The sequence below is a fragment of the Chromobacterium haemolyticum genome, from assembly GCF_009936155.1.
GTDB classification, from domain to species: domain Bacteria; phylum Pseudomonadota; class Gammaproteobacteria; order Burkholderiales; family Chromobacteriaceae; genus Chromobacterium; species Chromobacterium haemolyticum.
In genome coordinates, this window is the sequence record NZ_AP019312.1 from 5222991 (window position 1) to 5246812 (window position 23822).

General features: G+C 61.3%; 18 protein-coding genes and 3 rRNA genes. 12 read left to right on the forward strand and 9 right to left on the reverse strand.

Annotated elements, in window-relative coordinates; translation table 11 throughout:
• Window positions 1-150 precede the first annotated feature (150 nt).
• The 6 genes from GYH29_RS24175 to GYH29_RS24200 all read right to left on the reverse strand — a co-directional run bounded on the left by GYH29_RS24175 (window position 151) and on the right by GYH29_RS24200 (window position 7400).
• Window positions 151-1992 carry a DUF3857 domain-containing transglutaminase family protein gene (locus GYH29_RS24175; protein ID WP_161524518.1) on the reverse strand — a complete coding sequence of 614 codons (1842 nt, stop codon included), beginning with the start codon at window positions 1990-1992 and terminating at the stop codon, window positions 151-153.
• 212 nt (window positions 1993-2204) lie between these two features.
• Complete coding sequence (locus tag GYH29_RS24180; RefSeq protein ID WP_161524519.1) at window positions 2205-2885, reverse strand: Fe2+-dependent dioxygenase; 681 nt, start codon at window positions 2883-2885, stop codon at window positions 2205-2207.
• Between the two features lie 201 nt (window positions 2886-3086).
• Window positions 3087-5279 carry a TonB-dependent receptor gene (locus tag GYH29_RS24185; RefSeq protein WP_161524520.1) on the reverse strand — a complete coding sequence of 731 codons (2193 nt, stop codon included), beginning with the start codon at window positions 5277-5279 and terminating at the stop codon, window positions 3087-3089.
• A gap of 342 nt (window positions 5280-5621) precedes the next feature.
• On the reverse strand, window positions 5622-6032 hold the full coding sequence (locus GYH29_RS24190) for an ExbD/TolR family protein (RefSeq protein WP_019101956.1): 411 nt from the start codon (window positions 6030-6032) through the stop codon (window positions 5622-5624).
• The gene (locus GYH29_RS24195) at window positions 6019-6696 is read right to left on the reverse strand and encodes a MotA/TolQ/ExbB proton channel family protein (protein ID WP_039755192.1); all 678 of its coding nucleotides are present in this window, start codon (window positions 6694-6696) and stop codon (window positions 6019-6021) included. Before GYH29_RS24195 ends, GYH29_RS24190 begins: the two co-directional genes overlap by 14 nt.
• Window positions 6693-7400, reverse strand: coding sequence for an energy transducer TonB (locus GYH29_RS24200; protein WP_161524521.1), 708 nt, complete (start codon window positions 7398-7400; stop codon window positions 6693-6695). The genes GYH29_RS24195 and GYH29_RS24200 overlap by 4 nt, the downstream gene beginning before the upstream one ends.
• Before the next feature lie 225 nt (window positions 7401-7625).
• On the opposite strand from GYH29_RS24200, the gene hslV reads away from it, so the two are divergent.
• A complete protein-coding gene (hslV, locus tag GYH29_RS24205) occupies window positions 7626-8201 on the forward strand; it encodes an ATP-dependent protease subunit HslV (protein WP_043593311.1) in 576 nt (191 codons plus the stop codon).
• 53 nt (window positions 8202-8254) lie between these two features.
• The gene (gene hslU, locus GYH29_RS24210; protein WP_161524522.1) at window positions 8255-9598 is read left to right on the forward strand and encodes an ATP-dependent protease ATPase subunit HslU; all 1344 of its coding nucleotides are present in this window, start codon (window positions 8255-8257) and stop codon (window positions 9596-9598) included.
• A gap of 60 nt (window positions 9599-9658) precedes the next feature.
• Here the strand turns inward: hslU and GYH29_RS24215 are convergent, their stop codons facing one another.
• Entirely contained in the window at window positions 9659-10981 is a 1323-nt protein-coding gene (locus tag GYH29_RS24215; RefSeq protein WP_161524523.1) for an MFS transporter, read from the reverse strand.
• Between the two features lie 484 nt (window positions 10982-11465).
• On the opposite strand from GYH29_RS24215, the gene GYH29_RS24220 reads away from it, so the two are divergent.
• The 3 genes from GYH29_RS24220 to rrf all read left to right on the forward strand — a co-directional run bounded on the left by GYH29_RS24220 (window position 11466) and on the right by rrf (window position 16429).
• A 16S ribosomal RNA gene (locus tag GYH29_RS24220) occupies window positions 11466-13001 on the forward strand.
• Window positions 13002-13303: 302 nt separating this feature from the next.
• Window positions 13304-16192, forward strand: a 23S ribosomal RNA gene (locus GYH29_RS24225).
• 122 nt (window positions 16193-16314) lie between these two features.
• Window positions 16315-16429: ribosomal RNA gene (gene rrf, locus GYH29_RS24230) — 5S ribosomal RNA — on the forward strand.
• The 16S, 23S and 5S rRNA genes sit together here, the layout of an rRNA operon.
• A gap of 105 nt (window positions 16430-16534) precedes the next feature.
• On the opposite strand, the gene GYH29_RS24235 is transcribed toward rrf, so the two are convergent.
• On the reverse strand, window positions 16535-16903 hold the full coding sequence (locus tag GYH29_RS24235; RefSeq protein WP_141113190.1) for a hypothetical protein: 369 nt from the start codon (window positions 16901-16903) through the stop codon (window positions 16535-16537).
• Between the two features lie 265 nt (window positions 16904-17168).
• Complete coding sequence (locus tag GYH29_RS24240) at window positions 17169-17516, reverse strand: Mor transcription activator family protein (RefSeq protein ID WP_019103893.1); 348 nt, start codon at window positions 17514-17516, stop codon at window positions 17169-17171.
• 240 nt (window positions 17517-17756) lie between these two features.
• Between GYH29_RS24240 and GYH29_RS24245 the strand changes: the two genes are divergently transcribed.
• From GYH29_RS24245 to GYH29_RS24270, 7 genes are all read left to right on the forward strand, one after another.
• On the forward strand, window positions 17757-18218 hold the full coding sequence (locus GYH29_RS24245) for a Gp37 family protein (RefSeq protein WP_161524524.1): 462 nt from the start codon (window positions 17757-17759) through the stop codon (window positions 18216-18218).
• Window positions 18215-18412 (forward strand): hypothetical protein, encoded by a 198-nt coding sequence (locus GYH29_RS24250; RefSeq protein WP_043639092.1) that lies wholly within the window; start codon window positions 18215-18217, stop codon window positions 18410-18412. The genes GYH29_RS24245 and GYH29_RS24250 overlap by 4 nt, the downstream gene beginning before the upstream one ends.
• Before the next feature lie 2 nt (window positions 18413-18414).
• Window positions 18415-19851 carry a phage tail sheath subtilisin-like domain-containing protein gene (locus GYH29_RS24255; protein ID WP_043639095.1) on the forward strand — a complete coding sequence of 479 codons (1437 nt, stop codon included), beginning with the start codon at window positions 18415-18417 and terminating at the stop codon, window positions 19849-19851.
• A gap of 2 nt (window positions 19852-19853) precedes the next feature.
• Entirely contained in the window at window positions 19854-20378 is a 525-nt protein-coding gene (locus GYH29_RS24260) for a phage major tail tube protein (RefSeq protein WP_043592621.1), read from the forward strand.
• Window positions 20379-20592: 214 nt separating this feature from the next.
• Window positions 20593-20847 carry a phage tail assembly protein gene (locus GYH29_RS24265; protein WP_019101636.1) on the forward strand — a complete coding sequence of 85 codons (255 nt, stop codon included), beginning with the start codon at window positions 20593-20595 and terminating at the stop codon, window positions 20845-20847.
• A gap of 25 nt (window positions 20848-20872) precedes the next feature.
• On the forward strand, window positions 20873-21001 hold the full coding sequence (locus GYH29_RS25080) for a GpE family phage tail protein (RefSeq protein ID WP_191186169.1): 129 nt from the start codon (window positions 20873-20875) through the stop codon (window positions 20999-21001).
• A 125-nt stretch (window positions 21002-21126) separates the two neighbouring features.
• On the forward strand, window positions 21127-23817 hold the full coding sequence (locus GYH29_RS24270) for a hypothetical protein (protein WP_161524525.1): 2691 nt from the start codon (window positions 21127-21129) through the stop codon (window positions 23815-23817).
• Window positions 23818-23822: the final 5 nt, after the last annotated feature.

The window sequence follows — 23822 nt, forward strand, 5'->3', positions numbered from 1 at the left end:
CCCAGCAGGGGCAAGCGTTTATTTATTTGTACTGCCCATGCTTGACAGGAGTCTGCTTAAATTACTTCTTAATAATCCAGTTCTTACAAAAACAAAAAGGATGCCTGTGGCATCCTTTCGCGTTTTGGCCGGGACTGGCGTAACTGGCTCTCAGAGTTTGACGATCTGGCGGACCTGAGACACGCAAGCGCGGGCGTCTTCTATCAGTTTGGCGAATTCCGGGCTATTGATCTCGGCGTGGCTGAGCCAGCGCACTTTGTTGCTGATCCGGTACTGGACGCGGATGCCGGCCGGGGTCTGCTGCTGCTTGGCGTTCACCTCGTACCAGGGGGAGCTGACCTTGCACTCGAAGGCCGGCTGGATGGCCTTGGCGCCCTTGAGCAGCACATCGGATTGCATGGCGCTGGCATCGCCCAGGTAGACGTCGGCCAGGTTGCCGTTGCGCTTGTAGTTGTCGAAGCTGTCCCACACGCCTTTGAAGTGGGAGTCGTAGAGAAACAGGCCGGAAATCTTCTCCAGCATGCGCGGGTCGCGCACGCTCATGCGCAGCGGGTAGACCGACGGCACCATGAAGGAGGTTTTGTCGCGCTGGACCTTGCAGCCTTCCGGTTGATTGCTCAGCCGGTTGCACAGGCTTTGGTCGGTGGCGCTGATGCCTTGATAACGGTCTTGCAGAATGGTGTCGATCAGGGCGGAGTTGGCCAGTTCGATGTCGGCGCTGACATCGGCGGCGCCGTCGGCTTGCAGCGCGTTTTCGCGCTTGATGTTCAGATCGGTGCGCGCCGGCTCCATCGGCACCTGGGTTTGGCTGACCACGCCGTCCTTGCCGATGATGAAGGCCCAGCGGTCTTGCAGGTCCGACATGATGCGGCCGGGCTGGAAGAAGGGGTTGGTGGGGTCCAGCCACCAGGTCTGGCCGGCGATGTCGGCGCGGACGATCATGTGGTTGGGCGCGCCCACGCCGGGCAGGAGCAGCGGAGGGGCGAACTTGCCGCGGTAGATCAGCGCCGGTTCGGCGGCGATGCCGGTGCGGCGCAGCATGGCGGTCAGCAGAGTGGAAAGGTCTTTGCAGTCGCCGTAGCCGTGTTTTTCGATTTCCGCCAGCGTGAACGGCACCAGGCCGCGTTCCGCCAGCCGGGTGTCGTTGAGGTAGCGGTAGTTGCGGTTGATATGCTGCATGAAGGCGGCCGTCTGCTCCGCAGCCGGCTTGCCCTGATTGGCGGCCACCACGGCGGCGGCGGCCGGCGGCAGCGGCGCGGCCAGAATTTCGTTGTAGCGGCGGGCGTGGGCGCCGAAGTGGTCTTGCGGCTGGTCCGAGGTGGCGATCACCAGTTGCGGCCATTCGCGCAGCGCGCTGTTGTTCCACTCGTTGATGTAGTTGAGGTAGCGCGGCCGGCGCAGCGACACCTTGACGCGCTTGCGGTCCGCGCTGGCGTCCACCGCGTAATCGTCCAGCATCATGCCGCGCCAGATCAGCGGGCGAGTGGACCGGAGGTCGAAGCTGAAGCTGTCTTCGCGGGCTTTTTGCGGGCCCAGGTCCAACTGGTAGCGCAACTGGCGCACCAAGGGCTGCGCCACGCTGTGGGTCTTGATGCGGTAGGACACGGTGCTGCCCACGGATAGTTCCGGGAAGGCCATCCAGGTTTGCATGTCGCGGCTGACGCCGGCGTCCGGATTGGGCGCGGCGCGGGTTTCAATCTGGGATTTGCCCAGTTTGATCACTTTGCCGTTGGGTTGGATCACTTCGGCCCGTTCCACTTGCATGCGGTCTTCGGCCGGGTAGGTGAAGTCGATGCGGGACAGTTGTTCGCGGCCGGAGGGGTGCAGAATGGTGAATTGCTTGCTGGTGACGCAGTCCAGGCTGTTGTCTTTGTTGTGTTGGCAGCTGACGGCGGTTTTGACCGCCAGCGGCGCTTCGCTGACCGGTTGCAGCGCGGCGGCGCTGAAGCTGCTGTAGAGGCCGGCGGCCAGCCCGAGAGTGAGTGTACGCATATTGGAATCGAAAAGTGTGATGTTGCTGTGATGATTATACGGCGCGAGGGCGGTGAAAACGCGCATCCGGCGTCCGCGCCGCCGGATGAGGTCAAGCGTTCCATGTTCGCATATTAGCGCTTGCGAATGTGTGTGCTTTTTGTGTCGCTGTCGAGCCTGCCCACGATCCCGCGAATACGAGCGGGACAAGACGGGGGATGGTCAACGGGCGCTCACGGCGAGGCCCACATCCGCAGCAGGTTATGGTAGTTCGCGGTCAGCGCCACCAGGGCTTCGTTATCGCCCAACTGCAGGCGCAAGCTGGAGATCGCCGCGTCCATGTCGAACAGCAGCCGGCGCTTGCCGTCGTCGCTGATCATGCTTTGCACCCAGAAGAACGAGGCCAGCCGCGCGCCGGCGGTGACCGGTTCCACCCGGTGCAAGCTGGTGGACGGGTAGAGCACCATGTCGCCGGCGTCCAGCTTGACGCTGTGGCTGCCATAGGTGTCCTCGATCACCAGCTCGCCGCCTTCGTATTCGTCCGGGCGGCTGAAGAACAAGGTGCAGGACACGTCGGTGCGCACCCAGCCGCCGTCGAAAGGGTGGCGGCGCACGGCGTTGTCCACGTGGTTGCCGAAATCCATGCCGGCCTGGTAGCAATTGAACAGCGGCGGGAAGATTTTGGCCGGCAGCGCGGCGGAGAAGAACAGGCCGTTGCGTTGCAGCGCGCCTTCCACCATGGCCTGCAGTTGTTGGGCTTCCGGCAGCTGCTGCGGCAGTTGCAGATTGCGTTTGACCTGGACGGACTGGCTGCCGGCGGTGATGCGGCCGTCGGCCCAGTCGGCGCGGGCCAGCAGTTCGCGGCCCAGCGCCAGTTCTTCGGCGCTCAGCACCGCGGGGATGTGCAATAACATGGTGTCTCCGTATAAGGCCAAGCCCCCGGCGAACCGGGGGCCGGAGCCGGCTTGCAAGCGGTTTACGATCTGCTGCGCGTCGGTAGAGACATCGTGCGATGAGCGCCGGCATTCGAAATGTTGCCGCACCATCCGGGCATTCCGCTTTCTAGGCCGGTTTCGCCTTGTCTTGCCCTTGCTTGCGAGATCATGAACAGGTGCTTAGTACTTGAAGCTGACTGTCAGTTGCGCTTCGCGCGGCGTACCCAGCGTGGCGTGAGCCGGGTAGCCGCCGTCGAAGTAGGTCTTGTTGGCCAGGTTGTTCACATTCAGCTGCACCTTGTACTTGCGGGTCTCGTAAGCCAGCATCGCGTTGGCCACGGTGTAGGCCGGCAGGTAGTTGGTGTTGGCTTCATGCGCGTAACGCTTGCCCACATGGGTTAGGCCGAAACCGCCGATCACTTCTTCCGTGAACTTGTAGGTGGTCCACAGGTTGGCGGTGACCTTGGGCGTGTAGCGCGGCATATTGCCTTCGGTGCCGGCGGCGCCCAAGGCCGGCGGCGCGGCCTTGTCGATGCGGGACTTCATCAGGGTGAGGCCGGCGAAGACGTCCCAACGCTCGGTCAGCCGCCCGGCGCCTTCCACTTCCACGCCGTCGGTGTGGCGCTTGCCGGACAGCAGCACGGTGTTCTGGTCCAGCGGGTCGGTGTTGCGTTCGTTGGTCTTCTCGATGCGGAACAGCGCCGCGCGTAGGCTGGCGTCGCCGTCGAACAGATCCCACTTGGCGCCCAGTTCAATGTTGCGGTTCTTTTCCGGGTCCACTTTGGCGGTGGCCTTGTCCAGCGCGTAGGCTTCTCCCGACGGGTTGAACGAGGTGCCGTAGCTCAGATAGTAGGACTGGGCGGTGCTGGGCTGCCAGATCAGGCCGCTGCGCCAGCTCCACACATTGTCGGTGCGGCTGACATCGTAGCTGCGGCTGGGGTCCTGGTTGACGGATCCGTCGCGGTTGCCGGCGCGGATCTTGTAGTCGCCGCTGAAACGGTCGAAACGAGCGCCCACCACGGCCTTCCACTGCGGAGTCAGCTCCAGCGTATCCATTGCGTACAGGCCGATATTGCTGGCGTCGAACTGAGTGTTGCTGCTGCGGTAGCGGCTGAGGTCGACGGGCACGCCAGGATCCGGCACGCCCACGGTGGTGCTAGGCGGAGTGTTGAGCAGAGCGTAGCGGCTGGTGTCGGACTTCTCCTTGCTCAGCTCCACGCCGGTCAGCAGGGTATGGCGCACGCTGCCGGTATCGAACTTGCTGACCAAGTCGGTCTGGTTGTTCCACGACCAGTCGGTGCCGTCGCGCATGGGTTTGCTGCGATTGATGCGAGAGCTGTCCATCACTGGATTGCTGGGGGTGATGCCTGGGATGCGCGGTGCCGTCGGCGACACATCGCGCCAAAAGCGGTTGAAGCGCAATTGATTGCTCAGCACCAGGCCGTCGCTGAAGCGGTGAGTGAGCTTGGCGGTGACGATGTCGGTCTGGGTTTTCTCGAAGTCGCTGTTCAGGCCGTAGAAGCGGCCGCGCGGCACGTCGATGGGCTGCTGGGTGTTGGCGTTGAACGGGATGCCGTAGTCCGGAACATTGTCTTCCTTCTGGTGGAAGTAGGACAGCACCAAGGTGGTGGGCTCGCCCAGGCCGAAGGCCAGCGACGGAGCGATGCCGAAGCGTTGGCTTTTCGCCGGGCCGCGGTCGCTGCCGTCGTTAGTGGTCATCAGGTTGACGCGCATTGCGGCGGTGTCGCTGAAAGCCTGGTTGATGTCGAAGGTGGAGCGGGCGAAGCGATTGCTGCCGACGCCGATTTCACCCGCCACCAGGGAGCCGGCGAACGGGGTTTTGCTGGCCTGGTTGACCACGCCGCCGGTGGAGCCGCGGCCAAACAGCATGGAGCTGGCGCCTTTCAACACTTCCACTTTTTCCAGGTTGAAGGTGTCGCGGTTGTACTGGCCGATGTCGCGCATGCCGTCCAGATAGGTGTCGGTGAAGGCGGAGAAGCCGCGGATCACGACTTGGTCGCCGGTGCGGCCGCCTTCGCCGGCGGCGAAAGTGATGCCGGGCACATTGCGCAGTGCGTCCTTCAAGTTGGAAACGGCCTGGTCTTCCAGCAATTGCTTGCTGACCACCGTGACCGATTGCGGAATATCCTTCAGCTTCTGGTTCAACTTGCCTATGGCGCTGGACTCGGTCTTCAGGCTGCCGCGTACCGGCGTTTCGCCTTCCACGCGGACGGTTTCCAGCTTGGTGGGGGCGTCTGCGGCCAGAGCCAGACCGGGGGAGAGGGCGGCGGCGAGCATGCCGGCGCCGATTTTCGCCGGCAGCTTGCGCGCGACGATGCCGCTGCCGCGGCTTGGGGTGGGTCGATGTTCCATCAGGGTTCTCATTTCGTGTCGTCGTTATAATCGCCGGCCGGCTGAGGCCGGCTCTGCTTTGCCTTACTGCGCGCCTCTCCGGCCTTGTCCGGGCAAAGAGCGGACAAAGACCCTCCCTGGTCTGCGCGGTGGCAGTCCATGGAATAGAAGAAGAGGAATGAGGGGCCGGCGCGAAATAGCGGCTGGATAAGCGGCTGCGCGCTGGCGGGTACGGGACGCGGATCTCGCGTCTACTGTGGCTCAGGGGCCGGCAGAGTCCTCACGCAAACCAATGGCGTGGGCTTGCGTGACGGCTCTGCGGCGAGCGGCCGGCAGGCGCCGGCCATGCTCGCACGGCTGTCGTTAAGGCGCCTCGGTGGCGAAGCCTATCTTGCTGATGCCCCCTTGCTGGGCGCTGGCCAGGGTTTTGGCCACGGTTTCATAGCGCACGCTCTTGTCCGCGAACAAGTGCAGCTCCACTTGCGGGTTGTCGCGGGCGGCGGCGGCGAAACGCGCGTCCAGCTCGCCTTCCGGCACTTTGACGTCGTTCCAGAACACCGCGCCGGCGGCGTCTATGGCCAGGCGGATTTCCTTGGGCTGGCTCTGCTGCGCGGCGGCGCTGGCCTGCGGCAGATCCAGCTTGACGGTATTGGTCAGCAAAGGGGTGGTGATGATGAACACCACCAGCAGCACCAGCATCACATCCACCAGCGGGGTGGTGTTGATGTCGGCCATCGGGGCGGAAGCGCCCTTGTCGAAACTACCGAACGCCATCGATCTCTCCGGACTGTGTCAGCAGCTGGGCGTGCAGATCGTGGGCGAAGTAGTCCATGTCTTGCGCCATGATGCGCTGCATGCGAGTCAGGGCGTTGTAGGCCAGCACTGCGGGGATGGCAGCGGCCAGGCCGGCGGCGGTGGCCACCAGGGCCTCGCCGATGGGGCCGGCCACCGCGGCGATGGTGACCTGGCCGGCCGCGCCGATGTTCACCAGCGCGTGGTAAATGCCCCATACAGTACCGAACAAGCCGATGAAGGGCGCGGTGGAGCCCACCGAGGCCAGCACGGTCATCCCGGTTTCCTGCTTGCCGTTCTCCTGGGCCAGGCCCTTGCGGATGGCGCGGGTCAGGAATTCGTCCAGATCGCAGCTCTGGCCCAGCGGGCGCTCAGCCTGGCTGCGGTAGTGGCGCAGCGCGGCCAGGCCCTGACGGGTGAGGTTGGCGAAGGGCGCGCGCGAATCCTGCAGCTGGGTTTCCGCCTGTTTCCAGTTGGGGGCGTCCCACAGCGCGGCCTCGGCCTGCTTGTTGGCGCGGCGGATATGCCAGGTGCTGACGCCGCGAACCAGGATCAGGTACCAGGTCAGCACCGACATCAGGACCAGGATCATGAACACCGTGACCAGCACGGCGTCCCCTTGATGGAATACAGTCATTAGATTCATGATTTTGCAGACTTCAAAGAAAATTCAACGGGAACGATAAAGGTGTAGGCGATGGCTTCATTGCCGCGCTTGGCCGGGGTGAAGGTCCACTTTTTCACCGCCGCCACCGCTGCGCGGTCCAGCCGCGGGAAGCCGCTGCTGTTGGACAGCGTCACCTCCAGCGGCTGGCCTTGGGCGGACACGTGCACCCGCAACTGCACGGTGCCGGTTTCGCCTTCCTCGATGGACAGCGCCGGATAGGCCGGCTTGGGGTTGTTCAGATAGCCGCCTCGGTACATCGGCTCGGTGATCGAAGGTTTGGCGTCGGCGGATTGGCCGCGGGAACTGCCGCCCTCTGCGGAGCTGGCTGCTGGGCTGGGCTTGCTGTCCGCCGCCGGGGCGGCCGTGGGCACGCTGATGGCCTTGGCGCTGGGCGCGGCCGGAGTGGGCGTGGCCATCACCTTGGGTTTGACTGGAGTCGGTTTCGGCGTCGGAGTGGGCTTGACCTGCGGAGTCGGCTTTTTCTCAGGCTTGGGCTGCTGCTTGGGCGCAGCCGGCGCGGCGGCCTTGCTAGGCGCGGCCAGGCTGATCATTTCCATGCTGGCGACGCGGGGCAGCGTGATTGGCGCCTGCATCGCCACTGCGCCGCCCATCAGCGCGAAGGCCAGGGCATGCAGGCCCACGGTGCTGGAGAGCGCCGAGTATTGAAGAATTCGCTGGTTCATGACGGTGATGATAATACAAACTATTCTCATTATCCAAGCTGGAAAACGCGTATACCCTCATGTCATTGATATGGGTAAATAAATGACGGGAAAAGGATTTTGCCAAGCGCCGCGCCAGCCGGCGCGCCGGAGCGTTCCGACGCTTGCAATCCATGGTTTTGCCTGCATATCTTGCAGCATTGGCCACGGCGGAGTGCCGGTGGCGACATTATTGGAATACAAAACATGCAACAGTTCGACGGAACCACCATCGTGTCCATTCGCCGCGGCAATCGCGTGGCGCTGGGCGGGGATGGCCAGGTCACTCTGGGCAATATCGTGATCAAGGCCTCGGCGCGCAAAGTGCGCAAGCTGCATGGCGGCAAGGTGCTGGCGGGCTTTGCCGGCGGCACCGCCGACGCCTTCACCCTGATTGAGCGTTTTGAAGCCAAGCTGCAAAAGCATCAGGGAAACTTGCTGGTGTCGGCGGTGGAGCTGGCCAAGGATTGGCGCACAGACCGCATGCTGCGCCGGCTGGAGGCGATGCTGATCGTCGCCGATAAGAACAGCACTCTGATCATCACCGGCAACGGCGACGTGCTGGAGCCGGAACAGGGCATCGCCGCCATCGGTTCCGGCGGCGCCTACGCTCAGTCCGCCGCGCGCGCGCTGTTTGAAAACACCGATCTGGCGCCGGAAGTGGTGGTGAAGAAATCGCTGGAGATCGCCGGCGACATCTGCATCTACACCAACCACAACCATGTGATCGAGCTGTTGGACGAAGCCGAAGAGCCGGAAGGCAAAGCATCGGAAGCCAACTAAGCCGCATTCAAGAATCAAATCGCCGGGAGCGTCGCTTCCGGCTGGAGAACGTCATGACGCAAATGACCCCGCAGGAAATCGTCCACGAGCTGGACCAACACATCATCGGCCAGAACGCGGCCAAGCGCGCGGTGGCGGTGGCTCTGCGCAATCGCTGGCGCCGTCAGCAGGTGGCCGAGCCGCTGCGCAGCGAAATCACCCCCAAGAACATCTTGATGATAGGCCCCACCGGCGTGGGCAAGACCGAGATCGCTCGCCGTCTGGCTAAACTGTCCGGCGCGCCCTTCATCAAGATAGAAGCCACCAAGTTCACCGAGGTGGGCTATGTCGGCCGCGATGTGGACACCATCATTCGCGATCTGGTGGAAGTGGCGATCAAAGAGACCCGCGACGCCGCCATCAAGCGCAACCGCCCGCGCGCGGAAGACGCGGCCGAAGACCGCATCCTGGACGTGCTGTTGCCGCGTCCGCGCCAGCAAGCCGGATTCTTCGGCGGCGAACCGGAAGCGGAAGCCAAGCCGGAAGACGGCGCCACCCGTCAGAAATTCCGCAAGATGCTGCGCGAAGGCGCGTTGGACGATAAAGAGATCGAAATCGAAATCGCCGCGCCGGCAGCGCAAATGAACGTGATGGCCCCGCCGGGAATGGAGGATTTCGCCAGCCAGCTGCAAGGCATGTTCCAGGGCCTGGGTTCCGGCAAGAAGCAGGCGGCCAAGATGAAGGTGACGGAAGCGCGCAAGCAACTGATCGACGAGGAAGCCGCCAAACTGGTCAATGACGAGGAACTGCGCGCCGAGGCGCTGAAGAACGTCGAGCAGAACGGCATTGTGTTTCTGGACGAGATCGACAAGGTCACCAGCCGCAGTGAAGGCCAGGGCGGCGCGGACGTTTCGCGCGCCGGCGTGCAGCGCGACCTGCTGCCGCTGGTGGAAGGCACCACCGTGTCCACCAAGTACGGCATGGTCAAGACCGACCACATCCTGTTCATCGCCTCGGGCGCCTTCCAGCTGTCCAAGCCGTCGGACCTGATCCCGGAACTGCAAGGCCGTCTGCCCATCCGCGTCGAGTTGTCCTCGCTGACCGTGGACGACTTCAAAGCCATTCTCACCAGCACCAATGCCTGTCTGACTCGTCAGTACCAGGCGCTGATGGCGACCGAGGGCGTGGAGCTGGAGTTTATCGACAGCGGCATCCAGCGCCTGGCCGAGATCGCCTGGCAGGTCAACGAGAAAACCGAGAACATCGGCGCGCGCCGCCTCTACACGGTGATGGAAAAGCTGCTGGAAGAAGTGGCCTTCGACGCCAAGGCCGGCCGTTGCGAGATCGACGCCGCCTATGTCGACAGCAAGCTGGAGCAGGTGGCCGAGCGCGAAGATCTGGCGCGTTACGTGCTCTGATCCACTCCTTATATATAGAAACGCGAACGGCGGCCGATGGCCGCCGTTTTTGCATCCGTCTCAGCGCGTCTCACAGGCCGGCTTGGCGGCGGCTGACATGGCTGCCAAATCGCGGAACGCCTCCGGGTGATGCCGCCAATACCAATCCTTCACCTCCTCGTGGTCCAGCTCCAGGAAAGCCTTCAAGCCCGGCAACAGCAGCATGGGCAGCACGGTGGCCAAATGCAGCAACGCGAAGATCAGATAAACCCGGTCCAGCGGCAGCACATGCAGCAGCGCTCCGGCCAGCGCCGGCCCCAGCATCGAGCCTATCTTCACCAGCATCACATTGATGGCGGAAAAGCGCGCGCGGTAATTCTCCGGCACCGCCAGCGTGCGGTGAGTTTGGCCTATCAGCTGGTTCAGCGCGAACATCAGCCCCATCACCGCGAAACAGGTCAGGATCACCCAAGGGTTGTCGCTGATCGCCACTACCAGCATCAATACGCCGCAGACCACCATGCCGATGGTGCGCGCCTGGTAGCGGCTGAAGCGGCGCAGCAAGACATGAGTGAACCAGAGCGAGCCCAGCAACATGCCGGCGCTGATCGCTGCCTCGCAACCGCCCAGCCAGGCGGCGGACAAGCCCAGCGCATGCAGCTTGACCGGCAGCAGAGTCGTCACCAGCGGCATGAAGGCCACCAGGGTGACGAAGACCGCCAAGGTCCAATAGCGTTCTAGCGGAATGCGCCAGCGCGCGTACAGGCCGCTGCGGATATCCTCCAGCCAAGGCTGGCGCACGGCGTCCGCGGCGCGCGGCGGCACGCGCACATATAAGGAGGCCGCTGCGGCCACCACCAGCAGACAGGCGTAGGCCAGCAGAGTCAGGGTGGGGCTGGTCGCCGCCATCAAACCGCCGCCCAGCACCGGGCCGATCAGATTGCCCGCCGACTGCGAGCTTTTCTGCAAGGACAGCGCATCGCCCAGTCTGGCCGCCGGCACCATCTCGGCGGCGATGCTCAGCATGGACGGCAGCACGATGGACCAGGCCAGCATGGCCAGCGACTCCACCGCAATCACCCAACCGATGCGATACCAGCCCATGGCCGCCATCAGCGCCAACAGCAGGGCGCTCAACATCGCCAGCAGCATGCCGCCGCCTATCAGCCGGTTCTTGGGCAGACGGTCGCCCAAGGGCGCGGTCAGCGGCAGCGACAGCAACATCACCAGCGCTGTGATCGAGCCGAACCAAGCCATATCGCGCGCGCCGCCGGATTGCACCACCCACCAGCTGATGGCGACGTAACCGGCGCCCATCGCCAGCCCGCTCAACACATCACTCAGCATCAAGGCGTAAAACGGCGTGGGCAGTCCCTCTAATCTTTGACGCAAAGTTTGCTGCATGGACGTTTCCTGAGCGAAGGGATGCGCTCAGCTTAACAATTAATGCCTAAAGCATAAAGTCTGCTTCGAATAATTTGCCGGAAAGCGGGATTTTCAGAAAAAACCGAGAAAATCCGGCCGCTTTCGCAGCTTATCATCGGGCGACAACCAGCCGGGAAGCCTTGTTTTCTTGCTTGCCTAAAAGTTCTTGTAAAATTCTATCGGTATGATTCTTATTGAAATCATTGACTTATGTTTTGATATCTTAAAAACCCAATCTTTTTCCAAAATAGGTGTTGACGGAGCAAGGCCAGTAACGTATATTTCACCTCCTCAGCAGACAACGCAGCGCCGGAAACGAAACGCAGCGATCTGCACTGATCTTTAACAGAACGAATAACCGATAGGTGTAAGTGCTCGGTCGATGACCAAACACTTGCACTGCAAGACGAGAAATGTCTCGATGTTTCTTTGATCTTGCGTGCCAGAAAATTTGCTTGGAATTGAACTGAAGAGTTTGATCCTGGCTCAGATTGAACGCTGGCGGCATGCTTTACACATGCAAGTCGAACGGTAACAGGGTGCTTGCACCGCTGACGAGTGGCGAACGGGTGAGTAATGCATCGGAATGTACCGTGTAATGGGGGATAGCTCGGCGAAAGCCGGATTAATACCGCATACGCCCTGAGGGGGAAAGTGGGGGACCGTAAGGCCTCACGTTATACGAGCAGCCGATGTCTGATTAGCTAGTTGGTGGGGTAAAGGCTCACCAAGGCTTCGATCAGTAGCGGGTCTGAGAGGATGATCCGCCACACTGGGACTGAGACACGGCCCAGACTCCTACGGGAGGCAGCAGTGGGGAATTTTGGACAATGGGCGCAAGCCTGATCCAGCCATGCCGCGTGTCTGAAGAAGGCCTTCGGGTTGTAAAGGACTTTTGTCCGGGAGCAAATCCCAGTGGTTAATACCTACTGGGGCTGAGAGTACCGGAAGAATAAGCACCGGCTAACTACGTGCCAGCAGCCGCGGTAATACGTAGGGTGCAAGCGTTAATCGGAATTACTGGGCGTAAAGCGTGCGCAGGCGGTTGTGCAAGTCTGATGTGAAAGCCCCGGGCTTAACCTGGGAACGGCATTGGAGACTGCACGACTAGAGTGCGTCAGAGGGGGGTAGAATTCCGCGTGTAGCAGTGAAATGCGTAGAGATGCGGAGGAATACCGATGGCGAAGGCAGCCCCCTGGGATGACACTGACGCTCATGCACGAAAGCGTGGGGAGCAAACAGGATTAGATACCCTGGTAGTCCACGCCCTAAACGATGTCAACTAGCTGTTGGGGGTTTGAATCCTTGGTAGCGAAGCTAACGCGAGAAGTTGACCGCCTGGGGAGTACGGCCGCAAGGTTAAAACTCAAAGGAATTGACGGGGACCCGCACAAGCGGTGGATGATGTGGATTAATTCGATGCAACGCGAAAAACCTTACCTGGTCTTGACATGTAACGAACGCCGCAGAGATGTGGTGGTGCCCGAAAGGGAGCGTTAACACAGGTGCTGCATGGCTGTCGTCAGCTCGTGTCGTGAGATGTTGGGTTAAGTCCCGCAACGAGCGCAACCCTTGCCATTAGTTGCCATCATTAAGTTGGGCACTCTAATGGGACTGCCGGTGACAAACCGGAGGAAGGTGGGGATGACGTCAAGTCCTCATGGCCCTTATGACCAGGGCTTCACACGTCATACAATGGTCGGTACAGAGGGTCGCGAAGCCGCGAGGTGGAGCCAATCTCATAAAACCGATCGTAGTCCGGATCGCACTCTGCAACTCGAGTGCGTGAAGTCGGAATCGCTAGTAATCGCAGATCAGCATGCTGCGGTGAATACGTTCCCGGGTCTTGTACACACCGCCCGTCACACCATGGGAGTGAGTTTCACCAGAAGTGGGTAGGCTAACCGTAAGGAGGCCGCTTACCACGGTGGGATTCATGACTGGGGTGAAGTCGTAACAAGGTAGCCGTAGGGGAACCTGCGGCTGGATCACCTCCTTTCTAGAGAAGGTTGTTGATCGAGTACTTACAGCCTATCGGTTATTCGCGAGTTTGAGTGTCGCGATCAGAGTGCTTAATGAGTACTGTGATCGCGTTGTTTAAACGCACTGATCTTTAACAAACTGAAGAAGCCGAATATATAAAGACGGCGAGAAGGACGATGGAGTTAACTCTTCATTGGCTGGATCGTCATCTTGGGTATTTGATTGTATCTAGGCTACGTCGCCATATCAAAAGGGGCGGTGTAGTCGTCGCACAAACACAACTTGTTGTTTTAGTGATCCAGGTTACTGAAATGATAGGGTCAAGCGACTAAGTGCATCTGGTGGATGCCTTGGCGATCATAGGCGAAGAAGGACGTGTAAGCCTGCGAAAAGCGCGGGGGAGCTGGCAATAGAGCTTTGATCCCGCGATGTCCGAATGGGGAAACCCCTCCGCAAGGAGATCCCGTGCTGAATACATAGGCACGAGGAGGCGAACGCAGCGAACTGAAACATCTAAGTAGCTGCAGGAAAAGAAATCAACCGAGATTCCGTTAGTAGTGGCGAGCGAACGCGGAAGAGCCTGTACGTGTTATGGATTGTGTTAGTGGAAGGTTCATGGAAAGGACCGCCATAGTGGGTGATAGCCCCGTACACGAAAACACATTCCAAGGACTAGGCGTACGATAAGTAGGGCGGGACACGAGAAATCCTGTCTGAAGATGGGGGGACCATCCTCCAAGGCTAAATACTCATGATCGACCGATAGTGAACCAGTACCGTGAGGGAAAGGCGAAAAGAACCCCGGGAGGGGAGTGAAATAGAACCTGAAACCGGATGCATACAAACAGTGGGAGCGGACTTGTTCCGTGACTGCGTACCTTTTGTATAATGGGTCAGCGACTTACGTTCAGTAGCGAGCTTAACCGAATAGGGGAGGCGTAGGGAAACCGAGTCCGAATAGGGCGTTTTAGTTGCTGGGCGTAGACCCGAAACCGAGTGATCTATCCATGGCCAGGATGAAGGTGCGGTAACACGCACTGGAGGTCCGAACCCACTAGTGTTGCAAAACTAGGGGATGAGCTGTGGATAGGGGTGAAAGGCTAAACAAACTCGGAGATAGCTGGTTCTCCCCGAAAACTATTTAGGTAGTGCCTCATGTATCACTTCCGGGGGTAAAGCACTGTTATGGCTAGGGGGTCATTGCGATTTACCAAACCATGGCAAACTCTGAATACCGGAAAGTGCGAGCATGGGAGACAGACGGTGGGTGCTAACGTCCATCGTCAAGAGGGAAACAACCCAGACCGCCAGCTAAGGTCCCAAATGATCAGTTAAGTGGTAAACGAAGTGGGAAGGCCTAGACAGCCAGGATGTTGGCTTAGAAGCAGCCATCATTTAAAGAAAGCGTAATAGCTCACTGGTCGAGTCGTCCTGCGCGGAAGATGTAACGGGGCTCAAACTGATAACCGAAGCTGCGGATTTGCACGTAAGTGCAGATGGTAGGGGAGCGTTCTGTAGGTCTGAGAAGGTGTCTCGTAAGGGATGCTGGAGATATCAGAAGTGCGAATGCTGACATGAGTAGCGATAAAGCGGGTGAAAAGCCCGCTCGCCGAAAGCCCAAGGTTTCCTACGCAACGTTCATCGGCGTAGGGTGAGTCGGCCCCTAAGGCGAGGCTGAAAAGCGTAGTCGATGGGAAACGGGTTAAAATTCCCGTACTTTTATGCAGTGCGATGTGGGGACGGAGAAGGTTAGGTCATCAGACTGTTGGAATAGTCTGTTTAAGCCGGTAGGCTGGGGAGGTAGGCAAATCCGCCTTCCCTTAAGGCCGAGACGTGATGACGAGGGTCTACGGACCTGAAGTGACTGATACCACGCTTCCAGGAAAAGCCACTAAGCTTCAGCTGCATAAGAACCGTACCGCAAACCGACACAGGTGGGCAGGATGAGAATTCTAAGGCGCTTGAGAGAACTCAGGAGAAGGAACTCGGCAAATTGATACCGTAACTTCGGGAGAAGGTATGCCTCTTAGAGTGAATCCCCCGCGGGAGGAGCTTTGAGAGGTCGCAGAGAATCGGTGGCTGCGACTGTTTAACAAAAACACAGCACTGTGCCAACACGAAAGTGGACGTATACGGTGTGACGCCTGCCCGGTGCTGGAAGGTTAAGTGATGGGGTGCAAGCTCTTGATCGAAGCCCCAGTAAACGGCGGCCGTAACTATAACGGTCCTAAGGTAGCGAAATTCCTTGTCGGGTAAGTTCCGACCCGCACGAATGGCGTAACGATGGCCACACTGTCTCCTCCTGAGACTCAGCGAAGTTGAAGTGTTTGTGAAGATGCAATCTCCCCGCTGCTAGACGGAAAGACCCCGTGAACCTTTACTGTAGCTTTGCATTGGACTTTGAACAGACTTGTGTAGGATAGGTGGGAGGCTATGAAGTGGGAACGCTAGTTCTCATGGAGCCGTCCTTGAAATACCACCCTGGTGTGTTTGAGGTTCTAACCTTGGTCCGTGATCCGGATTGGGGACAGTGCATGGTAGGCAGTTTGACTGGGGCGGTCTCCTCCCAAAGTGTAACGGAGGAGTTCGAAGGTTACCTAGGTACGGTCGGAAATCGTGCTGATAGTGCAATGGCAAAAGGTAGCTTAACTGCGAGACCGACAAGTCGAGCAGGTGCGAAAGCAGGACATAGTGATCCGGTGGTTCTGAATGGAAGGGCCATCGCTCAACGGATAAAAGGTACTCCGGGGATAACAGGCTGATACCGCCCAAGAGTTCACATCGACGGCGGTGTTTGGCACCTCGATGTCGGCTCATCACATCCTGGGGCTGTAGCCGGTCCCAAGGGTATGGCTGTTCGCCATTTAAAGTGGTACGTGAGCTGGGTTCAAAACGTCGTGAGACAGTTTGGTCCCTATCTGCAGTGGGCGTTGGAAGTTTGACGGGGGCTGCTCCTAGTACGAGAGGACCGGAGTGGACGCACCTCTGGTGTACCGGTTGTGACGCCAGTCGCATTGCCGGGTAGCTAAGTGCGGAAGAGATAACCGCTGAAAGCATCTAAGCGGGAAACTCGCCTGAAGATGAGACTTCCCTGAGGGCTTGACCCTCCTGAAGAGTCGTTCGAGACCAGGACGTTGATAGGTCGGGTGTGGAAGCGCTGTGAGGCGTTAAGCTAACCGATACTAATTGCTCGTGAGGCTTGATCCTATCATTTGAGTGGCTTGGGAGACTGAGCGACGAGGTGTGGGTGTGCGACACAATTGAATACCGAATATATGTGGGTTGATAGAGTATCAACCTAGGCTTCTTCCAGTTTGTACCAGTTTATGTCTGGTGGCCATAGCGAGGTGGTCCCACGCCTTCCCATCCCGAACAGGACCGTGAAACGCCTTAGCGCCGATGATAGTGTGGCATTCGCCATGTGAAAGTAGGACACCGCCAGACGCCCGATTGCGAAGCCCAGCTCAGACGAGCTGGGCTTTTGCGTTGGTGCTGCTGAGACGGCGCTACAACAAGCCTCCCATTGGGAGGCTTTGGCGTTTGCAGGGCTCAGTAGTAACTGACGACCAACTGGCCGCGCTGGCTATTTTTGGGCGTGGCGATGCTGAAGCTGCGTTGGCTGTCGCTGCGATCCAGGTCGTAACCGTTGGCGGTGGCCTGACTGCTGGATTTCGCGTCGGCGTTGGCGCGTACCAGAAGGTTCTCGCCGTTGGCCGCGAGGGCCTGGATGTGAACCGGTGCTTTGCATTTGCCGACTTCCAGCCGGCTGGGGCCATTGAGCCGGCTGGGCGCATCGAGCGCCAGCGGGCATTGAGCCTCGACGATGCGGCCGCTGAAGATGATGACGCCGCCGTCGGCCAGTGCGACCGACGACAGCAACAGGCAAGCCATGGTGGCAAGCGACGCTGCTTGTTTCATATGAATACCCCGTTTGATCGAATAAGCTTGTTCCCAACGGCTCTGGCGGCCGCTGTGGCGGTGTGGCCTTCTAGGTATAGGCGGTATCCAGTTTGATTCCAGCAAAAAATTAATATGTTAAAGCTGAGTTTAATAGTAAATATCTATAAAAGTTACAAATCAGCCGTTTATTAATTCAATATTATTTAAAATTTGCACGACAAAAGCCGCTCTCCGGTTTCGGATGAGCGGCTTTTTGCATTGGCGCGACCAGAAGGGCGGGTGCTCAGCAGGCCAGGCTGGCGCGTTGTTCCTGCTCCCGTTGGCGTTCTGTTTTGATGATTTTGTAGATCCATTGCAGCGAGACGCCGTAACGACGCGCCAGCTCGGCGTGGTTGCCGCCGGTGAATTCGCTGTAGATCTGCTGGTCGCGCTGGGAGGATTTATAGGACAGGCCGATGGGGAAATAGATGTTCTGTCCGCCCCAGTGCTTGGCCATGCGCTCGGCGATTTCCTGGCCCAATTGCTCCGCTTGTTGCTGCTCGGTGTTGGCGAGCTGCTTCAGCGTCATGGCAACGTGTTGGGCCAGATCTACGAGCAGTTCCGGTCCTTTGCTGCGAAAGCGTGCTTGCATGGCGTTGTCCTTTGGCGCGGTGTCGATGAAGGAGATTATCGTCGCCTTCGCGCGCGGGGCCCGGATGACGCGTGTCAGCGCCGGCCGGGGACGTCGGCGGCCGCTTTTCTGTAAAGCGCGTTAAAAGACCGCCAGGACCCTGGTGGCGCATCCTTGCCCTCGTTCGATGGCCAGGCGCCGTCGGCAACCGTTATTGCGAGTGATCTCGCCTGTCTTCCCTCGATGTCCAGGAGCCCGCCCGTGGCCAGCACTTCCCAAATTGTTGACGCGCTGTTGGCGCGTTTGCGCGGCGCTTTGCCGTCATTGAGCGTCGAGCATTGCGCCGCTCCGGCCGATTACCGGCTTGAACATCCGCAAGGCGCGCTCTTGTTGAGCTACCGCGGCAGCCAATTCGCCTTGCCTCGCGATGTAGCCGGAGTTTGCCAGCAGCGCACGCTGCAGCTGGAGCTGACGCTGCTGCTGCGGCGCGCCAGCGCGCAACTCAACGATACGGAAGCGCTGGACGCGGCGCGGAGTGCCTGTCTGGGATTCCCCGCGCCGGATTGCCGACCCGCCTGCCTGTTGAGCGAAACCTTTTTGGGCTTCAGCGACGGTATCGCCCGTTACGCCATTTCGCTGGCCGCCGACACCTTGCAGGTGGCGGAGGCGGCCCCGGGGCATGAGCCTGTGTTAACCGCAGTCACTAAGGAGGAGCAGTCATGAAGTACTTGTATTCCGGGCCGATCAGCGGCGTCACTCTGGCCGACGGCCAGGAAATCATGTTGTTTCCCGGCGCTGAGGTGGAGATGCCGGAACAGCACGATTACACCCGCATGCTGTTGGCCTTGCAGCATCTGAGCCCGTTGCCGCAAGCGGCGACGGCATCGACGTCCCCTAGCGCTGAACAAGGAGCTTGAGCATGGCAGCCAATTATCTGCATGGCGTGGAAACCATTGAAGTCGAACGCGGCGCGCGCCCGGTGCGCACCGTCAAATCGGCGGTGATCGGCCTGATCGGCACCGCGCCGACGGCGCCGGAGGCAGCCCATACCCCGGTGTTGTGCCTGTCGGAAAAAGACGCGGCGGCTTTTGGCCCGCAACTGGCCGGCTTCACCATCCCGCAAGCGCTGAACGCGATCTACGATCACGGCGCCGGCACCGTGGTGGTGATCAACGTGCTGGACCCTGCCGTGCATAAAACCGCGGTGGCCGGCGAGGCGGTGACGCTGGACGCGGCCACCGGCCAGGGCAAAACCGCCAAGGCGGCGCTGTTGAACGTGGCGGTGAAGAGCGCCGACGGCGCCACCGCTTACGCGCTTGGGACCGACTACCTGCTGGACGCGGTCAACGGCAAGATTACGCGTGTGAAAGACGGCGCCATCGCCGCGGGCGCGGTGCTGAAGGTCAGCTACGATTACGCCGACCCGAGCAAGATCACCGCCGCCGACATCATCGGCGCGGTCAACGCCGCCGGCAACCGCACCGGTCTGAAGGCCTTGCAGGACACTTACAACCGCTTTGGCTTCTTCGCCAAGCTGCTGATCGCTCCAGGCTTCTGCACCCAGAACTCGGTGGCCAGCGCCATGGCCGCCATGGCAGACAAGCTGGACGCCATCGCCTATGTCGACGCGCCGATCGGCACCAGCTTCGCCCAGGCGCAAGCCGGCCGCGGCCCGGCCGGCGGTATCAACTTCAACACGTCCAGCGACCGCGTGCGCCTGTGCTATCCGCACGTCAAGGTATATGACCCGGCCACCAACGACACTCGCCTGGAGCCGCTGTCGGCCCGCGCCGCCGGCCTGCGCGCCAAGGTGGACAACGACAAGGGCTTCTGGTGGTCCAGTTCCAACCAGGAACTGGCCGGCGTCATCGGCGTGGAGCGTCAGCTGACCGCGATGATCGACGATCCTCAGTCCGAGGTGAACCTGTTGAACGAGCAGGGCATCACCACGGTGTTCTCCAGCTTTGGCTCCGGCTTCCGTCTGTGGGGCAACCGCACCGCCGCCTGGCCCACCGTCAGCCATATGCGCAACTTCGAGAACGTGCGCCGCACCGGCGACGTGATCAATGAGTCGATTCGCTATTTCAGCCAGCAGTTCATCGATATGCCGCTGAACCAGGCCACCATCGACGCGCTGGTGGAATCGGTGAACGGCTACGGCCGCAAGCTGATTGGCGACGGCGCGCTGCTGGGCTTCAAAGCCTGGTTCGACACGGCGCGCAATCCGGAAACCGAGCTGGCCGCCGGCCACCTGCTGATCAGCTACAAGTACACGGTGCCGCCGCCGCTGGAACGTCTGACCTTTGAAACCGAGATCACCTCGGAATACCTGTTGAGCCTGAAGGGAGGCAATTGATCATGGCAGGCAAGATTGAAATCAACCGCATCACCAACGCCAACATCTATATCAACGGCAACTCGCTGCTGGGTCGCGCCGAGGAGATCAAGCTGCCGGACGTGTCCGCCATCATGCAGGAGCATAAGGCGCTGGGCATGGTGGGCAAGATCGAGCTGCCGGCCGGTTTTGACAAGCTGGAGGGCGAGATCAAGTGGAACTCGCTGTACAAGGACGTAGCCAAGATCATCGCCAATCCGTTCCAGGCGGTGCAGCTGCAGGCCCGTTCCAGCATCGAGACCTACGGCGCGCAGGGTCGCCTGCAGCAGGTCAGCCTGGTGACCTTCCTGACCGTGATGTTCAAGAAGAACCCGTTGGGTACTTACAAACAGCATGAAAACGCCGATTTCAGCTCCTCCTTCTCCGCCACCTACATCAAGCAGGTAGTGGACGGCGAGGATGTGCTGGAGCTGGACTACCTGGCCAATATCTTCCGGGTGGGCGGCAACGACATGCTGGAACTGTACCGCCGCAACATCGGCGGCTGATGAAGGGCCGGCCGCCGGCCGGCTTGTCGGCACGCTCCCGTTTCCGTGAAGGTGGACCCGGATTGGCCGGGTCCGCCGGAGCCACGGCGATTCAGTTTGCAGGCAAGCCGGCTGGCGCTTTCAAGCCTTTCCCTAAAGGGCTTTAACAGACCGGCCGGACCGTAAACCGGACAATGAAGCTCATCAACCACGCAGTCCGCGACAAGGAGCTCCCATGAAGATCAAACTCAAATACCCGTTCACCAACGCCGCCGGCGAACGCCTGGACAGCCTGGAAATCAGCCGCCTGAAGCGCGCCGACCTCAAGGCCGCCAGCCATCACAGCCAGGACGACGCCGACCAGGAGGATTTTCTGTTCGCGCGCATGACCGGCCTGACCCTGGAAGACATCGACCAGCTCGACATCGCCGACAGCCGCGCGCTGGCGGACTGCTTTCGCGACATGGTGGGCGTCTCCGACGACGCTTAAAGATTTCGACGAAGCGCTGCTGACCGTGCTTGGGCTGCCTCCGTCGGAAATCGACGCGCTGGCGATGGACGATTACTGGTTCTGGTGCGAGGTGGCGGAGCGTGAAATCCAGCGCCGTCACGAGCGCGAACAGCAGTGGCTGGATCGTGACTGATTTTTCCTGCGCCGCGCGTCCGTGCGGCCCGGGGCCGGCCCGTCCGTCAGGACGGCCGCCGGCCCCACCCTGAGCCGCCGGAGTAGGTGTGGCGGCCCTTCCCCTCATACACACAGGCTAACACCATGGTAAGCGAGTTTTTCATCGGTCTTAAGGTGGGAGCGACGCTGTCCGGGGTCTTCGACAACGCCTTCCGCTCCGCGCGCGCCTCCTTGGACGAACTGGGCAAGACCAGCTTGCGCCTGCGCGATCGCCAGCGCGAGCTGAGCGACAGCGTGGAGCGTTCCCGCAAGGCTTTCGCCGCGCTGGATCTGCCGCAGCTGGAGCGCGACCACCACAAGCTGGAGCTGACGCTGGACCGTTTGCGTCAGCGGCACGACGCCTGGCTGGGCAGCGTCAAACGCGGCCAGGGCGTCAAGCTCGCCCTGCCTGGCGTGTCCCAGGTCAGCGAACTGGTGGCCAAGTGCCGCGTAGAGCTGCAGGCCTCGGTGAAGGTCAAGGCGGTGATCGAAGTGGAACAGCGGGTGCTGGAAAGCCAGGAGCGGCAAAAAGACGCCACCTGCAATCCTCGCCCGCCAACCTGCCCAAAACGGCCGACACCCCGCGGCGACGGCGACGACAAAGCCAAAGACGCGCCCCCCGATCTCGAATCCACTCTCAAGCGTCTGCGCACGCCCGGCATCCAGCGATGGATAGGCGTGGCCGACGCTGTTCAGCTGTCCTCGCGCTGGTTGTCCGACGCCGCCGGCAAAACCCACGAAGTCCTGTCCAAAGGCCTGGGCAATAAGGCGCTGCGTTATGTGCACGGCAAGCTCAATCCTTTGCTGGGCGGCAAGCTGCCCAGCGTGGACACCATGCTGGGCGCGCTGGAAAGCACCCGCGACGGCGGCGCCGCCGTCGCCAAGGGCGCCGCCAGGGTGGGTCAGGCGCTGCGCCGTTACGCCGATACCCCGGGCAATGTGTTGGCCAAGATCGCCGCCGCCAGCGAGGCGCTGTTGAAAGAAGACGGCGCCAAGGCGGCCGCGTCGGGCAAGCCGGGCGGTACGGCGGCCAAGGGCAAGGCCGGCGGCGGCGGCAAGATACGCTCCGCCATCCGCCTATTGCAAGGCCTGCCGGCGCCGGACGCCACGCCCTTGATCGAATTCAACGACAAGGTGGGCGGCATCAGCCGCGATGTGGCCAAGGCGGCCGGCACCGTGCACAAGACCTTGTCGCAAGGCCTGGGCAACAAGGCGCTGCGCTATGTGCACGGCAAGCTCAATCCGCTGTTGCGCGGCAAGCTGCCCAGCGTGGAAAGCCTGCTCGGTTCGGTGAAGGCCTTGGAGGACGGCGCGACCAAGGCCGGCGAGATCAGCGACAAGGTGGGCAAATCGCTGCGCAGCTATCAGGACACCAAGGGCGGCTTGCTGACCAAGCTGTGGGCCGCCGGCAGCGAATGGTTCAAGGAAGACAAGCCGGGCGCCACCCAGAGCCAGGCCGACAAGCCGGGCGACTGCATGGAGGCCAAGCCCGAGAACTGCTGCTGTTGCTGCCAGCCGGTCACGCGCGACATCGACAAGCCCGGCGACAGCATGGACCCGGACCGGGACGAGCGCAAAAAGGAAGACAAGCGCGATAAGGAGAAAAAGAACGAGCAGCGGGAGCGGGGCCGCAAGGAGCGGCGGCCCAGGCCCAAGCTACGGCCGAAGCCACAGCCCAGACCCAAACAGGGACCGCGTCCGCGGCGTTTGCCCAAGGGGCGAGGCTTGCCGGGCGGGATCGGCGACCTGTTCCGCCGCGGCGCGGCCTTGGCCAAGGCCGGAATCAAAGGCTTGGGCAATGCGCTGAAGCAGGTGCCGGGCATGCTGCGCGGCGGCGTGCAGAAAACCGGGGATTGGCTCAAGAGCTTGCCGGGCAAGGCCAAGGCCGGCGCGCAGAGCGCGGCCAAGGCGGCGGGTTCGGCGGCGAGCCGCATCGGCGCCGGGATGAAGCGCCTGCCTGGATTGGCGCGCGGCGGCATCAGCGGCGCGGCCAAGCTGGCCAGGGCGGCGGCCCAGCGGGCGGCTCCGTTGTTGAAGGCGGGGGTTGGCGTGGCCAAGGCCGGCCTCGGCATCGGCAAGGAAGTGTTCAAGCGCACCGGCGGCCTGCTCAAGGCCGGCATCGCCGGCTCGGTGATCACGGTGATGGAGGCCGGCCAGGAAGCCTGGAACGTCGGCAAGTCCAACCGCAGCCAGACAGAGAAGAACAAGGAGTACTGGAAGATAGGCGGCAAGGCCGGCGGCTCCATAGGCGGCGCGGCGATGGGAGCGGCCATCGGCAGCATGATCCTGCCCGGCGTCGGCACTTTGGTGGGTGGGGTCATCGGCCACTTCGCCGGCAAATACGCTGGGGAATGGGCCGGCGGCAAGGTGGGCAACGCCATCCACGGCGCGCCCATGCCCGGCAAGGCCAAGCAGCCGCCCGCCGCGCCTCCGCCTGCGGCTACCCAGCCGCCGTCGCGGCCGCCCAAGGTGGATTTCAACAAGCCGGCGGGCAAGCGCGGCGGGGTCAGCGCGGAAGTGACGGCCAGCGTCTCGGTGTCTGCCCAGGCGGAAGTGCGCGCCCGGCAGCTGCAACGCCTGCAACAGGGCGGCGCGGCGGCCAAGGCGCCGGCCAAGAACGCCGGCGGCGGGATGAACGTCACCTTTGCGCCGCACATCACCGTTACCGCCGGCGCGGCGGCCACGGTGAAGCAGCAGGTGCAGCAGGCGGTGCAGTTGTCCTACGCCGAGTTCGAACGCCTGATGCGGCGTTACGAGGCGGACAGGCAACGGCGTAGCTATAGCGCCCGCGCTTGAGCCGC